The 15233-nt window shown below is 71.9% G+C and carries 17 protein-coding genes; 11 read left to right on the plus strand and 6 right to left on the minus strand.

The features are described 5' to 3' along the window. Positions 1–24 precede the first annotated feature (24 nt). The 3 genes from FHU36_RS19065 to FHU36_RS19075 form a co-directional block, all read right to left on the minus strand. Positions 25–1359 (minus strand): MBL fold metallo-hydrolase, encoded by a 1335-nt coding sequence (locus tag FHU36_RS19065; RefSeq protein WP_185085316.1) that lies wholly within the window; start codon positions 1357–1359, stop codon positions 25–27. 79 nt (positions 1360–1438) lie between these two features. Further along, the gene (locus FHU36_RS19070; RefSeq protein WP_185085317.1) at positions 1439–1708 is read right to left on the minus strand and encodes a metal-sensitive transcriptional regulator; all 270 of its coding nucleotides are present in this window, start codon (positions 1706–1708) and stop codon (positions 1439–1441) included. A gap of 64 nt (positions 1709–1772) precedes the next feature. Further along, a complete protein-coding gene (locus FHU36_RS19075; RefSeq protein ID WP_185085318.1) occupies positions 1773–2537 on the minus strand; it encodes a PIG-L family deacetylase in 765 nt (254 codons plus the stop codon). A 121-nt stretch (positions 2538–2658) separates the two neighbouring features. On the opposite strand from FHU36_RS19075, the gene FHU36_RS19080 reads away from it, so the two are divergent. Both FHU36_RS19080 and FHU36_RS19085 read left to right on the plus strand, forming a co-directional pair. Continuing rightward, entirely contained in the window at positions 2659–3369 is a 711-nt protein-coding gene (locus FHU36_RS19080) for a TetR/AcrR family transcriptional regulator (RefSeq protein WP_185085319.1), read from the plus strand. Then, positions 3366–4313 carry a VOC family protein gene (locus FHU36_RS19085; RefSeq protein WP_185085320.1) on the plus strand — a complete coding sequence of 316 codons (948 nt, stop codon included), beginning with the start codon at positions 3366–3368 and terminating at the stop codon, positions 4311–4313. Before FHU36_RS19080 ends, FHU36_RS19085 begins: the two co-directional genes overlap by 4 nt. A 52-nt stretch (positions 4314–4365) precedes the next feature. On the opposite strand, the gene FHU36_RS19090 is transcribed toward FHU36_RS19085, so the two are convergent. Further along, complete coding sequence (locus FHU36_RS19090) at positions 4366–4824, minus strand: winged helix-turn-helix transcriptional regulator (protein ID WP_185085321.1); 459 nt, start codon at positions 4822–4824, stop codon at positions 4366–4368. Between the two features lie 100 nt (positions 4825–4924). On the opposite strand from FHU36_RS19090, the gene FHU36_RS19095 reads away from it, so the two are divergent. The 4 genes from FHU36_RS19095 (at position 4925) to FHU36_RS19110 (ending at position 6961) form a co-directional block, all read left to right on the plus strand. Then, positions 4925–5602 carry a DUF899 domain-containing protein gene (locus FHU36_RS19095; RefSeq protein WP_185085322.1) on the plus strand — a complete coding sequence of 226 codons (678 nt, stop codon included), beginning with the start codon at positions 4925–4927 and terminating at the stop codon, positions 5600–5602. Then, on the plus strand, positions 5599–6120 hold the full coding sequence (locus FHU36_RS19100; protein ID WP_185085323.1) for a pyridoxamine 5'-phosphate oxidase family protein: 522 nt from the start codon (positions 5599–5601) through the stop codon (positions 6118–6120). Before FHU36_RS19095 ends, FHU36_RS19100 begins: the two co-directional genes overlap by 4 nt. 155 nt (positions 6121–6275) lie before the next feature. After that, a complete protein-coding gene (locus FHU36_RS43585; protein WP_221497040.1) occupies positions 6276–6527 on the plus strand; it encodes a cupredoxin domain-containing protein in 252 nt (83 codons plus the stop codon). Further along, complete coding sequence (locus FHU36_RS19110; RefSeq protein WP_185085324.1) at positions 6524–6961, plus strand: hypothetical protein; 438 nt, start codon at positions 6524–6526, stop codon at positions 6959–6961. Before FHU36_RS43585 ends, FHU36_RS19110 begins: the two co-directional genes overlap by 4 nt. A 22-nt stretch (positions 6962–6983) precedes the next feature. Here FHU36_RS19110 and FHU36_RS19115 read toward each other — a convergent pair whose 3' ends face one another. Both FHU36_RS19115 and FHU36_RS19120 read right to left on the minus strand, forming a co-directional pair. Further along, positions 6984–7664 carry an alpha/beta fold hydrolase gene (locus FHU36_RS19115; RefSeq protein ID WP_185085325.1) on the minus strand — a complete coding sequence of 227 codons (681 nt, stop codon included), beginning with the start codon at positions 7662–7664 and terminating at the stop codon, positions 6984–6986. Positions 7665–7743: 79 nt separating this feature from the next. Continuing rightward, positions 7744–8505 (minus strand): class I SAM-dependent methyltransferase, encoded by a 762-nt coding sequence (locus FHU36_RS19120; protein WP_185085326.1) that lies wholly within the window; start codon positions 8503–8505, stop codon positions 7744–7746. 221 nt (positions 8506–8726) lie between these two features. On the opposite strand from FHU36_RS19120, the gene FHU36_RS19125 reads away from it, so the two are divergent. The 5 genes from FHU36_RS19125 to rox all read left to right on the plus strand — a co-directional run bounded on the left by FHU36_RS19125 (position 8727) and on the right by rox (position 15207). After that, the gene (locus FHU36_RS19125; protein ID WP_185085327.1) at positions 8727–10328 is read left to right on the plus strand and encodes a PucR family transcriptional regulator; all 1602 of its coding nucleotides are present in this window, start codon (positions 8727–8729) and stop codon (positions 10326–10328) included. Positions 10329–10536: 208 nt separating this feature from the next. After that, on the plus strand, positions 10537–11511 hold the full coding sequence (locus FHU36_RS19130; protein ID WP_246502497.1) for an AraC family transcriptional regulator: 975 nt from the start codon (positions 10537–10539) through the stop codon (positions 11509–11511). 108 nt (positions 11512–11619) lie between these two features. Next, positions 11620–12843: a styrene monooxygenase/indole monooxygenase family protein gene (locus FHU36_RS19135; protein ID WP_185085329.1), complete on the plus strand. Its 1224-nt coding sequence runs from the start codon at positions 11620–11622 to the stop codon at positions 12841–12843. Further along, a complete protein-coding gene (locus tag FHU36_RS19140; protein WP_185085330.1) occupies positions 12840–13313 on the plus strand; it encodes a flavin reductase family protein in 474 nt (157 codons plus the stop codon). Before FHU36_RS19135 ends, FHU36_RS19140 begins: the two co-directional genes overlap by 4 nt. A 469-nt stretch (positions 13314–13782) precedes the next feature. Then, positions 13783–15207, plus strand: coding sequence for a rifampin monooxygenase (rox, locus tag FHU36_RS19145; RefSeq protein WP_312891954.1), 1425 nt, complete (start codon positions 13783–13785; stop codon positions 15205–15207). The last annotated feature ends 26 nt before the right edge of the window (positions 15208–15233 follow it).

Here is a 15233-nt window from a genome sequence, read left to right on the forward strand (position 1 = left end):
GCTTGATGGTGGTGAACGGGGAGGTCAGGCGGCGTCGCGCGCGCGGAGCTCGGCGGCGGCCTCGGGGACGCCGGCGCCGGTGAGCACGATCGGCCGGTAGCCCTCGCGGGCGAGGAGGCCGGCGGCGATGCTCGCGCGGCGGCCGGAGCCGCAGGCGACGAGCACGGGCCGCTCCGGGTCGAGCTCGACGGGGACGCCCTGGGTGAACAGGTCGGCCAGGAAGCGTTCGATCGCGCCCGCCACCCGCCCCTGCTCCCGCTCATTGGGCATCCGCACGTCCAGGAGCTGGGCGTCCGGCTGGGCGAGCCGCTCGACGAAGGCGTCCAGTTCCAGCAGCTCGTACCGTTGCGTGGCGTCGGCTCCGAGGTCGCGGACGACGCCCTGGACGGTGTCGACACCGATCTGGGCGAGCTGGGTGACGGCTTCGGCGACGTCCTGGCCGGGCTCGGCGACCAGCGTCAACGGCTCGGCGTACGGCAGCAGCCAGCCCGTCCAGCTGCCGAAGTCGTCGTCCAGCTCGATGCCGATCGAGCCGGGCAGCATGCCGCGGGACTGGGCCTGGCGCGGGCGGATGTCGACGACGTGCGTGCCTTCCGGGGCGTGGTCGAGTTCCGGCACCTGAACGGGCGGCATGGGCGGCACGCCCAAGGTGTTGGCCGGACCCATGTACCTGTAGAAGGCGGGGATGGGCATGGGCGCCGCCAGCAGCGTGTCGGCGAACTTCTCCGGGTCGTCGATGGCCAGCATCGGGTTGTCGGCGCATTCGGCCCCGATGGTGGAGGTCAGCCTGCCCGCGCCGGTGGCGGTGCAGAACGAGCCCTCGCCGTGGGTCGGGTACAGGCCGAGACCGGGCGGCAGCCCGGCCAGGCGGCGCAGCGAGATGTGCTGGAGGCGGGCCAGGGAGCGGGCCCGCTCGGGGCCGAGCAGGTCGGGCCGTCCGGCCGAGGCGACCAGCAGGCTGCCGCCGGAGAACAGCGCGGCCGGCTCGCCGTCGATGAGCACCAGGTAGCTGGTGTGCTCGGGGGTGTGGCCGGGCGTGTGGACGGGCCGCAGCGTCAGACCGGCGCCGCCGTCGATGTCCTCCAGGTGGAAGGCGGGCGTGTGCCGGTAGGCGGCCGCCGCCGCGGCGGGCAGCACCAGCTCGGCGCCGGTGCGCAGCGCGGCCTGCTCGGCGCCGGAGACGTAGTCGTTGTGCAGGTGGGTCTCCAGCACGAACCGCAGTTCGACGTCGCGCTCCGCGGCGGCGCGCAGGAAGCGGTCGAGGTCGCGCTGGGGATCGACGAGGACCCCCTTGCCCTCGTGGGTCAGCAGGTAGGTCTGGTCGCCCAGGCCGGGCGTCCGGAACGAGATGACGTCCATGCCGTCTGCTCCTATCTATACCCCGGGGGGTATCAATGGGTCAAAAATCTGCGGCCACGGATGCCCGTGGCCGCGGGTCTCAGGCGAGCGCCAGGAAGAGCTTCTCCAGCTCTGCCGCACTCATGGGGGGCTGGTCCCCGCGATTCTGGGCGTCCTGGCAGTGCCGCAGCCCGGTCGCGACGATTTTGAAGCCGGCACGGTCGAGCGCCTTGGAGACGGCGGCGAGCTGGGTGAGCACCTTCGTGCAGTCCTCGCCCGCCTCGATCATCGCGATCACCCCGGCCAGCTGGCCGTGGGCCCGCTTCAGCCGGGTCAGCGCGTCGCCCACCATGTTCTCGTTCAGCTCCATGCCCCCAGGATACCCCAGGGGGTACCCCTGAAGGCAAGTCGAGATCCGCGCGGGACGTGGACCATCACCTGGTGTCGAGCGTGGTGGTGGGGGCGCCGGTGTAGGCGACGCGGCGGTACCACTCGTTCGCCAGCATCTGGGCGCGGGCCTGCTCGGGCAGCGCGGTCAGCAGCGTCATCGACGCGCCCCGCTCGACCTCCGACTCGTGGGCGAGCATGGCCGCCCACTTGCGCTCGGCCCACCGACCGACGTCCAGGTGGGTGGTGACCTGCTCGTCGGGCACGCCCGGCAGGGTCTGGTCCGGGGCCGGCGGCGACCCGAAGACCGCCTTCCAGTGCGACGTCACGACCGAGCGCGGGATGGTACTCAGGTAGACGGCGCGCGGCCGCCAGGGTTCGCCGGTGCCGGGGTAGAGCTGGTCGTAGCCGGCCGCCTCGACCGCGGCCAGGGTCACCCGGTGGGCGTGGACGTGGTCGGGATGGCCGTACGAGCCGAAGCCGTCGTAGGTGAGCACGACGTCCGGCCGGAACTGCCTGATGTGCTCGACCAGCCGCCCCACCGCCTCGTCGAGCGGCACGTCCACGAAACGCGGGGCACCGGGGGCCGACTCGGCCTTGCGCGCGTCGGCGTAGCCGAGCAGCCGCGGCCTGCCCGCGCCGAGGATGCTGAGCGAGCCCTCCAACTCGGCGGCGCGGGTGGTGCCCTGCGCCCACGTGCAGGTCACCACCGCGGTCCTGGCGCCCTCGTCGGCGTACCGGGCCAGGGTGCCCCCCGTCCAGATGGCCTCGTCGTCCGGATGGGCGTGCACAGCCAGCAGGCCGAAGTCCATCCTGCTCCTCCCGTCAAACGATCATCGGCCGCTCATGCTAGCCAGGCGCCCGCCCCTCGACGCCGTTTGACCAGAATGCTACTTTGGTCATCGGTCACCAGTCATCACGAAAGGAGTGCCCGTGGCGGACGTACGGACGAGCGAGCGGGAGGCGCGCGCCGACCGCATCCTCGACGTCGCCGAGGACCTGCTGCTGCGCTGGGGTTACCGGCGGGCCACCATCGACGAGATCGCCCAGCGGGCGGGGGTCGGCAAGGGCACCGTCTACCTGCACTGGCGCACCCGCGAGCAGGTGTTCTTCGCGGTCGGGGCCCGGGAGGCGACGGCGATGATCGACGCCGTGGTGACCGCGATGCGGGCCGACCCGGCCGAGATCGCGCTCGACGCGTACCTGTCGCGGTTCTTCCTGGAGGCGATGCGGCGGCCGGTGCTGCGCGCCCTGTTCACCAGGGACGCCGAGACCCTCGGCAAGTTCCTGTCCAGCCCGGCGCGCGAGCCGCTGGAGAGCGGCAAGCTGCTCGCCTCGCGGGCCTACCTCGGCGTGCTGGCCGAACACGGCCTGCTGCGCGACGGCCTGCGCCCCGAGGACCTCGACTACCCGCTGCCGACGATCGCGTTCGGCTTCTTCGGCGTCGAACCGCTGCTGCCCCCGCATCTCGACCTCACGCTGGAGGACAAGGCCGCCCGACTCGCCGACGTGCTGCGCCGCTCCTTCGGCCCCGCCACACCCCCGCCCGCCGACCGGCTCGCCGCGGCCGCCCCGCAGGTGATCGAGGTCTTCGAGGATCTCGCCCGCACGTTCCGCGCCGCCGCCTACGGAGAGACCTCATGATCACTGCCCTGCACCACGTCGGCCACGTCGTCCGCGACCTCGGCGCGGCGATGGACCTGTACGCCCGGCTCGGCTTCTCACTGCCGCCCCCGACGTGCCCGGCGCTCCCACCGGCCGACGGCCTGCCGCCCGAGCCGCTCGGCGCGGCGAACACCCACGCCCACTTTCCCGGCGCCTTCGTCGAGCTGCTGACCGTCGTCGGCGAGGGCGCCGCCACCCGCCTCCCCGGCGACACCCGGGTGACGCCCCTTCAGGTCCCGGCGGACAGGCTGCCGGCGTTCAGGTCGGCCGTCGAGGCGACCACCGCCGACCTGGCCGCCGCGCTGGCCCGTTTCGAGGGCGCGCACATCCTCATGCTCACCCCGGACGACATCGACGCCACCGCCGCACGGCTGCGGGCCGACGGCGTCGCCCACGGCGGCGTGCACACCGCGCAGCGCTCGGTCGAGACCGCCGGCGGGACACGGACGTCGCCCGTCCGCTTCCTGGAGCTCGACGGCACGGGCGTCCCGGAGGGCCGGGTCGGCTACGCGCAGAACGCCGGGGACGGGGCCGGCGTCGCCCACCCCAACGGCGCGGTGGACCTGGTGGAGAGCGTGCTGTGCGTGGCGGCGCACGACCTGCCCGCCGCGGAGCGGCGCTACGAGCGCTACCTGGGCCGTCCGGCGCGCCGGGACGGGGAGCGGCGGACGTTCGACCTCGCCGCCGCGCAGGTCACCCTCATCACTCCGGCCGGGCTGGCCGATCTGCTGCCGGGGGAGCGGCCGCCCGCGCTGCCGGCGTTCGCCGCGTACGCGGTGGCGGTGCGCGACCTGGCCGCGGCCGGGCGCCTCCTGCGCGACGCGGACGTGCCGGTGTGGGAGAGCCCGGCCGGCGACCTCTTCGTGCCGGCCGCCGCCGCACTCGGCGTGGCGATCGTCTTCCGGCAGCTCGTCTCCCGCTAGCTCGTCTTCCGGCAGCTTGTCTCCCGGCGGCGGAGCTGATCCTCGGCGGGTCTCAGGGCGGCGTGGCCCCGGGGCCGGGCAGCAGGTCGACGTCCGTGGCGCGCATCGGGCCGCCGCACTCCGAGCAGTGCAGCTCGACGTGGCCGACCCGGCCGCAGGCGTGATGCCGGTAGAGCACGGGCGGCCCCGACTCGCCGGCCGTCCACCGGTCGCCCCAGCGCACCATCACGAGCAGCAGGTCGCACAGTTCGCGGCCCTTGTCGGTGAGCGCGTACTCGTGCCGCGGCGGCCGGGAGGAGTACTGCCGGCGTTCCAGGACGCCGTTGCCGACCAGCCATCTCAGCCGTTCGGTGAGCACCTTGCTGGAGATGCCCAGGTCCTGCTGGAGCTGGTCGAAGCGGGTGATGCCGGCGTAGACGTCGCGCAGGATCAGAGGTGACCACGGCTCGCCGATGACGTCCAGAGTGCGGGCGATGGAGCAGGCCATGTCGCCGAACCGGGTGCGCTGCATGGGGCCACCCTAACGGACTCCCTTCCCTCAGGGAAGTTATTCCGTTAGGGTGCGGGCACCAGTCACTTCCCTCAGGGAAGCTTCAGGACGGAGAAACCGCATGTCCCTACCCCAGGTCGTCTCCGAGCAGGAGTGGCACGCCGCGCGCCACGCACTGCTGGCCAAGGAGAAGGAACTGACCCGCGCGCAGGACGCCCTGGCCGCCGAACGGCGCCGGATGCCGATGGTCCGCGTCGCCAGGGACTACCGCTTCGCCGGCCCGGACGGGACGGCTCGTCTGCCCGACCTCTTCGACGGGCGCCGTCAGCTCATCGTGTACTCCTTCATGTGGCATGGCGCCCGGGAGTTCTGCTCGGGGTGCTCGATGTTCACCGACAACATCGGGCATCTCGCCCACCTGCACGCCCGTGACGTCTCGCTCGCGCTGGTCTCCCGCGGACCGCAGGTCGAGATCACGCCGTTCCGGCGGCGCATGGGCTGGAGCGTCCCGTGGTACTCGGCGCTGGACGAGGACTTCAACGCCGACATGGGAGCGGGCGACGGCTTCGCGCTCAACGTCTTCCTGCGCGACGGCGACGACGTCTACCGCACGTACACCACCTCGGGGCGGGGCGTCGAACGGCTCGGCAGCGGCTGGACCTTCCTGGACCTGGCGCCGTACGGCCGGCAGGAGACCTGGGAGGACTCCCCTGAGGGATGGCCGCAGTCCCGCCCCTATGTCTGGTGGCGGCTGCACGACGAGTACGGGGCCTCCCACGAAGGGGAGCACCTGGCATGACCGGCCCCACACCCCTCGCCGAGCTGCTGTTCGGCGAGGCGGACGCGACACCGATGAGCACCGACGCCACGACGGTGAAGCCGTGGAGCCAGGCGCGCGCCTGCCTGGACGCGGCGCCGAAGGCCTGGCTGTCGACGATGCGCCCCGACGGAAGGCCGCACACCATGCCGGTGATGCCGGTCTGGGCGGACGGGGCGCCGTGCCTCGCCACCCGGCCGGCCTCACGCAAGGGCAGGAACCTCGCCGGCAACCCGCACACCGTCCTCGCCGTCTCCGGCGCGGACCTCGACCTCGCGCTCGAAGGCATCGCCACCCGGCTCCGGGACCCGGGCCCGCTGCGGGAGGTGGCCGGCGCCTTCCTGGCGAAGTACGGGTGGCGGTTCGAGATCCGCGACGGTGCCGTCTTCGACGACGGGCTGCCCGGCTCGCCCGAGTACGCCTTCTACCGGGTGACGCCCGTGCGCGCCTACGGCTACGGCGCCGACGGCCTGACGGCGACCCGCTGGCGCTTCTCCTGACGGCACGAGGGACTTTGGTCCCGCCGATCGTGGACCTTACGCCCCCTCGGCCCCGGGCGGCGCGGCGTAGCGTAGCGTGCTCATGACCCGGTCGAGGACGACCGGCGGCACGACCGGGGTCGCCTGCTCCCGGCTCGCAGAGGGAGGAAGCCGGCATGCCACCGTACACCGGGCAGGGCGGGCGCGGTGTGGCGCACGAGCGGCTGCACGCGGCCCATGCCGAGGTCAACCTGTACCTGTTGCGCGAGGACCAGCCGGGCGGGGCCCAGGTGCTCGACCTGGCACCCGCGCAGGGCGGCTGCACCGAGTGGGTCTTCCCCGAGCCCGGGCACTACCCGTTCGTCGACCACGCCATGACGCGCGCCCAGGCGGACGCGCACGGGATCTTCGAGGTGACGGCGCCGTGACGTGGTGGTCGGTCGTCCGCTTCCTGCACGTCCTCGGCGCCGCCCTGTGGGTCGGCGGGCAGCTCACGGTCTCGCTCATCGTGCTGCCGCTGGCCCGGCGGCTGCTCGACGGTGAACGCCGGGCCACGGTGCTGCGCGCGGTGGGGCGGAGGTTCGGGCTGTTCACCGCGGCCGTGTTCCTGCCGGTGCAGCTCGGCACCGGCGTGGCGATCGCCGTGCGCAAGGGCGTCACCTGGGCCTCGCTGCTGGAGCCCGGCTACGGGCGCGTCCTGGCCGCCAAGCTGCTGCTGTTCTGCGCGGTGATGCTGGCGGCCGGCCTGCACGGATGGGCCAGCGGCACCGGCCGGGCGGGCACCGCGCGGGCGCTGGCCGTGGCCTCGCTCGTCGGCTCGCTCGGCGTCGTCCTGCTGGCCACCGCCCTGCCCGCCACCTAAGATCGGCGCCTGAGGACCGGCGCTAGGGCCGGTCCGGCCCGGCGGCGTCCAGCAGGATCTTCAGCAGGGCCTGCGGCGCGTCGCGCATGAGGTTGTGGCCGCCGTCCAGCGCGTGGGCCGTCCAGGTGGGGTCCTCGCGCAGCCGGTGGTACACCTCGGTGAACGGCGACTCGCCGTCCCATCCCGCTGCGTACACGTAGACCCTGCGCCGGACCTGCGACAGGCCGCCCGTCAGCCGGAGCGGCTGGAGCAGCGAGGCGATCGGGTGAGGCGTGGCGCGCGGGTCGAAGAAGGGCAGGGGGCGCGCCGCGTAGCCGCTGTCGACCACGTCCAGGTACCACCGCCGTTGCGCGTCGGTGACGAGGTTCCAGCAGGAGTCGCCGTCCTCCGGCACCACGGCGTCCAGGTACACCAGCGAGCCGGCCCGTTCGGGCATCCGGTCGGCGACTCCCGTGATCACCATGCCGCCGTAGCTGTGGCCGACCAGCACCGCGTCGCGGATGTCCTCGGCGGCCAGCACCCCGGTCACGTCCTGGACGTGGGTGTCGAGGTTCACGCCGCCGTTCAGCAGGTGGGCGCGTTCGCTCAGCCCGGTCAGTGTCAGAGGGAACACCCGGTGCCCCTGGTCGCGCAGCGCCTCGGTGAGCTCCGCGAAGCACCACCCGCCGAACCACATGCCAGGAACGAGGACATAGGTCGCCATTGTCAGCCTCCAAGAGGGAACAGGTCGGTTCAACAGACCCTAACAGGACATCGAACCGATCGGTACCATGTGGGGGGGCTCAGCCTCTCCTGGTGACGCGGATCTTCGACTGCTTGTGCGGGAGCTTCTCCCAGTCGTCCATGAACCTCGCGTCGAGGCCGTACCGGTCCGCCAGCGCCACGAGCGTCTCGGTGCGGTAGTAGAAGTCCTCCCGCAGCACGTGGTGCTCCTTGCCCTCGGTGCGGTCGAAAGTGAAGTCGAACCACCCGTCCGGCCGCATGACCCGGCCGACGTGGGCGAAGCACTCCTCGATGACGGACAGCGGCGAGTGCGAGAAGACGCTGTGGGCGTGCACCACGTCGAAATGCTCGTCCGGCAGGAACGCGAACCGCAGGTCGCGCACCGGCGTCAGATGCGGCAGCTTGTCGCGCAGGCCGTGCTGGACGAGCGTCTCCTGCGCGGCGACGAGGATGTCCGGCGAGATGTCGAGGCCGTAGAAGTTGCCCGTGTCCAGATAGTCGATGAACAGGCGCCCGGCGCGCAGGTTGCCGCAGCCGATCTCCAGCATCCTGAACTCCGGCTTCAGCCCGTGCTCGCGCAGGTAGTCGAACTGCATCCGCCCGAGTGCCAGCCAGCGCTCGTGGGTGTGGGAGCCGACCGCGCCCTCCGGGCTGCGGGCGGTGTCGGACTTCATGACGGCCCGGTAGTACGAGACATGGTCGCGGGTGCTCAGCCGCAGCCAGGTGTCGCGGGCCAGCCTGCGCAGGTGTGGCCCGATCTTCTGGGGGTTGCGCAGCGCGTAGCGGGCTTGGTGCGCGAGGCTCGAACGGTTGTGCTTCAACGGTGGCCACCTGACGTGATTCCTACGGGGATTCGGAATCTAGGCAGCGCTGTGCCAGCCCTCCATCACCCCCGCGTATGAGGAAGGCAAAGATGGCCGACAGGTGACAGGAGGTCGCCTTCTTTATCCGCTTTAGTGCGCTTCTGTTCCGGCGGTGTGGGCCCGGTCGAGCGGCGGCGAGCGCGCTATGGTCGGCTAGCTCTCAGCGGAGGTGGTCGTCGGTGGTCAGGTTGGACCGCTTGGTCAACGTGCTGGGCGGGTACGGGGTGCGGCTGTGCAGCCGGACCGACACGCGTTCGGCGCAGCTGCGCAGCGTGGCGATGCCGGACGCCGCCGACAGCCGGGTCTGCGGCGACGTGCTCCTGGCCGTGGGAGCCGCCTCGGTGACCGAGGCGGTGCGGTGGGCGGTCTCGGCCCGGGCCACGGCGGTCCTGGTGCGTGCCGGGGCCGAGGCCGAGCGGGAGGCGTCCGTCGCCGGTGCGAGCCACGGCGTGGCCGTGCTGCTGGTCGACCCCGAGGTCTCGTGGAGCCAGCTCGCCGGGGTGGTCTACGGGCTGGTGCTGGAGGGGCGGGAGACCGAGTCGGGGCGCGGCCCGACCGATCTGTTCGCGCTGGCCGACACCCTGGCGGACGTGGTCGCCGGTGCGGTGACCATCGAGGACCGGCTCTCGCGGGTGCTGGCGTACTCGCGTTCCCAGCAGGCCGGCGATCCGGCGCGGCTGGAGACCATCCTCGCGCGGCAGGTTCCGGACCGGCTGCGCGAGGTGTTCCAGGCCCGGGGGGTGTTCGCCCGGCTGGCCGCGACGGACGAGCCGGTGTTCGTCGAACCGGACCCGCGCCACGGCCTCAGCGGGCGGATGGCCGTGGCGGTGCGGGCGGGCCGCGAACTGCTCGGGTCGGTGTGGGTGACCTGTGGCACCCCGCTGACCGGGGCGCGCCACCGCGCCCTGGCGGACGGCGCGCGCACGGTGGCGCTGCATCTGCTGCGCTCCCGGGCGAGCGCGGACCTGGAACGACAGGTGGAGTCCGACCTGGTGATCCGGCTGCTGGAGGGCAGCGCCGACGCCGCGACGGTGGTGAGCCAGCTCGGGCTGCCCCACAAGGCGATGCGGGTCATCGCGGTCCGCGCGCACATCGGCGCCGAGCTGCACGCCGCGCTGCTGCTGGCCGTCGAGCAGGCCACCACCGGGTTCGGCTGGTCCCGGCCGGGTCGCAGCACCCTGCTGGGCAACACCCTCTACACGGTCCTGCCGGGCGAGCCGGCCGCCGCGGCGCGCGAGTGGGTGGCCGCGTTGCAGGCCGCGTTGCCGTCGCAGGTGCGGATCGCGGCCGGGATCGGCGCGGCGGCCCACGCGGCGGAGCTGCCGGCCAGCCGGCAGGAGGCGGACGAGTGCCTGGCGCTGCACGAGACGGGCGCCCCGCCCGCCGCACCGCCCACCTACGACGAATCCTGGGACGACATCCTGCTGCAGCGGCTGCGGGCCGCGGCACGGACGGGCCGGACCCCCGCGCGCGGGCCGGTGAGCGCGCTGCGCCGGTACGACGCCGCCCACGCCACCCACTACGTGGCGACGCTGCGGGCGTGGCTGGAGGCGCAGGGCGATCTCACCGTGGCCGCCGAACGGCTGGGCGTCCACCCCAACACCGTCCGCAACCGGATGCGCAGGATGAGCGAGGTCACCCCACTGGACCTGGACGACGCCCGCAAGCGCCTCGCCATGATCATCACGCTGGCCGCCGCCGGAGACGACGAGCCGAGCCGCTCCAACTCGGCGGTCCGTCCGGAGAACCCGGGACCGTCGCAGGGCAGGAAGGCGGAGTGACGCGGTGAGCCCCGCATCGACGACCTGATCACCCGTAAGGGGGGTCCGAACCCGGCGATGACCTGTTCGCCCGGCAACGCCAGGACTGGATGTCGGGCGCGGGGTCAGCCACCGCGGGCTGACCCGCGGAGGGCGTCCTTTTACGTGGATCGCCGAGCAGCCGCCCACGATGATCCCGGTGACAGGTCGTCGGAGTGGGGGGAGTCGGATGGAAGTGCTGCTCGGAAACAGGCCCGTCTTCGCCAGCAGTGACCTCGACGAGGTCCGTGACGAGGTGGCCCGGGTCTTCTGCCCGCACCGGCTGGACCTGACCGGCGAGGCGTCCTTGCTGTCGGCCCGGTTCAACTCCGTCCGGCTCGGCTCGGTCCGGATCAGTTACCTCGACTACGGGGCCGACGTCCGCATCGAGCCGGGTGACCTGGATACCTTCTTCCTGGTGATGATCCCGCTGGCCGGGCGCAGCCTGGTCCGGTGCGGGAACCAGGAGATCGTCTCGACCCCGGCGACGGCCGCTCTGCCCTCTCCGACGCGGCATCTCGACATGCGGTGGGCGGCGGGCAACCCCCAACTGATCGTCAAGTTCGAGCGCACGGCGGTCGAACACTCGCTGGAGCAGCTGCTGGGCGAACCGCTCAACCGGCCGGTCGTCTTCGACCTGGGCGTGGATCTGACAGCGGGATGGGCGCGCGCCTGGCGGGGGATGGCCGACCTGATCGTCCGCGAGGCCGAGTACGACGACGGGCTGGCCGCGCAGCCGCTGGCCATCGCCCATCTGGAGAATGGGCTGCTCGCCTCCCTGCTCACGATGCAGCCCTCCAACTACCGGGAACGGCTGGCCGCGCCCCGGACGCCCGCGCTTCCCAAGGTGGTGTGCCGCGCGCTGGAGTTCATCGACCAGCACGCGCACCTCCCGATCACCACCGATGACATCGCGCGGGCCGTGGCGGTCAGCGGCCGCTCGCTCCAGGAGGGGTTCCGCGCCCACGTGGGTCGCACGCCGATGGCCAAGCTCAGGGACGTTCGGCTGGCCAAGGCGCATGAGGAGCTCGCCGCCGGGGACCCGGCCCGCTGCACCGTCACAAGCGTGGCCGCTCGCTGGGGCTTTCTTCACCAGGGCCGCTTCGCCGCGCTGTATCGCCAGAAGTACGGCCGGCACCCGTCGGAGACCCTGCGGCGGGGCTGAGGCGGATCCCGCGCCAGATGGACGGGATCCGCGCTCAGCGGATGGATCACCTGGCCGCGTCGGCCGTAATTTTTTTGTTGAAACCTCACTCATGACGGAAGGAACACCATGCGCAGAATCCTCGTCGTCGGCGCCGGTCAGGCCGGTCTGCACCTGGCCATCGGCCTGCTGCAGAACGGCTACGACGTCACCGTGGTCTCCAACCGCACCCCGGAATCGATTCGCGACGGCCGGGTGATGTCAGGCCAGTGCATGTTCGGCACCGCCCAGGCGCACGAGCGCGCCCTCGGCCTGGACCGGTGGGCGGACGTCTGCCCACCCATCGAGGGCATCGAACTGTCCGTCCCGAGCCCCGCCGGCGGCAAGGCGCTCGGCTGGGCGGCCCGGCTGACGACTCCCGCCGTCTCGGTCGACCAGCGGATGAAGGTGCCGGCCTGGCTGGACGAGGTCGAACGGCTCGGCGGCAAGCTCGTCATCCACGACGCCACTCCTGAGGACCTGGAGACCTACGCAGCCCAGTACGACCTGGTCCTGGTCGCCGCCGGGAAGGGGGAGATCGCCTCACTGTTCGAGCGGGACGGGGCACGCTCGATGTTCAGCACCCCGCAGCGGGCGCTGGCGGTCACCTACGTCAACGGCCTCACCCCCCGGCCCGAGTACCCGGCGGTCTGCTTCAACCTGCTGCCCGGGGTCGGCGAGTACTTCGTCTTCCCCGCTCTCACACACACCGGCCCGTGCGAGATCATGGTGTTCGAGGGGGTGCCGGGCGGGCCGATGGACTGCTGGGGCGAGGTGAACGGCCCCGCCGAGCACCTGGCGCGCAGCCGCCGAATCCTGGAGACCTTCTTCCCCTGGGAGGCGGAGCGCTGCTCCGGCATCGAGCTGACCGACGCCAACGGGGTGCTGACCGGGCGCTTCAGCCCCACGGTGCGTCGCCCGGTCGCCGTCCTGCCGTCAGGCGCACCGGTGCTGGGCGTCGCCGATGTGGTGGTGCTCAACGACCCGATCACCGGGCAGGGCAGCAACAACGCCGCCAAGTGCGCCGCCGTCTATCTCCAGGCCATTCTGGAGCGCGGCGGGCAGCCGTTCGACGCGACCTGGATGCGGCGGGCCTTCGACCGCTTCTGGGCGCAGGCCCAGCACGTCACCCGCTGGACCAACGCGCTGCTCACCCCGGCCGAACCGCACCACCTGGCGATCCTGGGCACCGCCGGTCAGGTGCCGGAGATCGCCTCCCGCTTCGTCAACGGCTTCGACGACCCCACCGACTTCGCCGAGTGGTTCCTGGACGCCGACAAGGCGCGGGCCTACCTCGACCGGGTCGCGGCATGAGATCGCTACGTGAGGCGCTCGGGCAGTTCGCCACCGGGGTCGCCGTGGTCACCACCATGACCCCGGGCGGGGAGCGGGCAGGAGTGACGGTGAACTCCTTCAGCTCGGTCTCGCTCGATCCGCCGCTGGTTCTGTGGTGCCTGTCGGACCGCGCTCCGAGCGCGCCGGTCTTCCTGCGGGCGGGGCGTTTCGCGGTCAACGTCCTGGCCGCCGGCCAGGACGAGCTGTCGCGGCGGTTCGCGACGCCGGCGCGGGACAAGTTCGCCGGGATAGACGTGCTCGCGACCCCCTCCGGGCTGCCCATCCTCGCCGGGACCGTGGCCACCTTCACCTGCCGTACGGTGACCGTCCACGACGGCGGCGACCACCACATCTTCGTCGGCGGGGTGGAGCACTACCAGCGCTCAGGAGGGGAACCGCTGGTCTTTCACTCCGGCCGCTACCGCGAGTTCGCCTCGTCGCCGGGATGACCCGCCCCGCCCCGTCCGGGATGCTGCTGCGCGTGCCCGCCCTCAGGCGTGCCGCCGGTGCTCCAGGACCTGGAGCACCGTGCCGCGCCGCGGGTTGACCAGCAGGTGGACGGAGTCGCCCGGCAGCCGCACGGGCCCGTTCGGAGTCGTGGTCACGTGGCTGGGAAAGCATTGGACGGTGTGCTGCTCGGGCTTGTAGCTTGCAGTTGACTGTGACACCGCCTGAGGAGGTGAGACCCATGAACGCTGTATCGATGTGGGTGCTCCTCCTCCCCGTCACGGTCGGGCGATTGACGTAGGTGTCGCCGGGAGCGCCTCGATGACAAGGCACTCCCGAAAGGCAACACCTATGCACTCTCCGCAGTTCCCCGCCGAGCCGCCGTCGAACGATGGGGTCGAGCACGACTTCACCGCGGGCGACGTCCCCGGGCTCCGGTCGCCGGCCTCCGGCGCCGATCGCGCGCCCCTCGTGTTCGACGTGATCATCGCCGGGTGCGGGCCGACCGGCGCGATGCTGGCCGCCGAACTGCGCCTGCACGACGTGCGGGTACTCGTTCTGGAGAAGGAAACCGAGCCCAAGTCGTTCGTCCGCATAGTCGGTCTGCATATTCGCAGTCTCGAGCTGATGGCCATGCGCGGACTGCTGGATCGCATTCTCGAACACGGAAGACAGCGTCCGGCCGGCGGTTTCTTCGCCGCCATCCCCAAACCCGCGCCCAAGGGCCTGGATTCCGCGCACGCCTATCTGCTGGGCATCCCGCAACCGGTCATCGAGCATCTGCTCGAAGAGCATGCGATCGAACTGGGCGCGCAGGTCCGGCGCGGTTGTGCGGTCGCCGGATTCGAGCAGGACGACGAGGGCGTGACCGTCGAGCTGGCCGGCGGGGAACAGCTGCGTTCGCGCTATCTCATCGGCTGTGACGGCGGGCGCAGTACGGTGCGCAAACTGCTCGGCGTCGGCTTCCCCGGCGAGCCCTCGCGGACCGAGACGCTGATGGGCGAGATGGAAGTGGGTGTACCGCAGGAGGAGATCACCGCCAAGGTGACCGAGATCCACGAGACCCATCAGCCATTCTGGCTCCGGCCCTTCGGCGAAGGCGTCTACAGCGTCGTGGTCCCCGCCGCGGGAGTCAGCGACCGCGCGGAGCCGCCCACCCTCGAAGATTTCAAACAACGGCTGCGCACCATCGCCGGAACCGATTTCGGCGTGCACTCCCCGCGCTGGTTGTCCCGCTTCGGGGATGCCACCCGGCTGGCCGAACGATATCGGGTCGGGCGGGTGCTGCTGGCCGGCGATGCGGCGCACATCCATCCACCCATCGGCGGACAGGGCCTCAACCTGGGCGTTCAGGACGCATTCAACCTCGGCTGGAAACTGGCCGCACAGATCCGCGGCTGGGCGCCGGAAACACTGCTGGACACCTACCAGGCCGAACGTCATCCGGTCGCCGAGGACGTGCTGGACAACACCCGCGCCCAGATGGAACTGCTGTCCACCGAACCGGGCCCGCGGGCCGTGCGCAGGCTGCTCACCGAACTCATGGACTTCGACGAGGTGAACCGCCATCTGATCGAGAAGATCACCGCGATCGGCATCCGCTACGACTTCGGCGCAGGCCCCGACCTGCTCGGTCGCCGCCTGCGCGACATCGACGTGAAACAGGGCCACCTCTACGGTCTGCTGCATCGCGGCCGCGGCCTGCTGCTGGACCGCACCGAACGCCTGACCGTCGGCGGCTGGTCAGACCGGGTCGACTACCTCGCGGATCCCACTGCGGTACTGGATGTTCCGTGCGTCCTGCTGCGCCCCGACGGCCACGTCGCCTGGATCGGCGACGATCAGCAGGACCTGGACGACCACCTCTCCCGCTGGTTCGGCAAGCCCGCCGACTGATTTCGCCTGAGCAGTGGTCATCCGTA

This window comes from Nonomuraea muscovyensis, from assembly GCF_014207745.1.
GTDB classification, from domain to species: Bacteria; Actinomycetota; Actinomycetes; order Streptosporangiales; family Streptosporangiaceae; genus Nonomuraea; species Nonomuraea muscovyensis.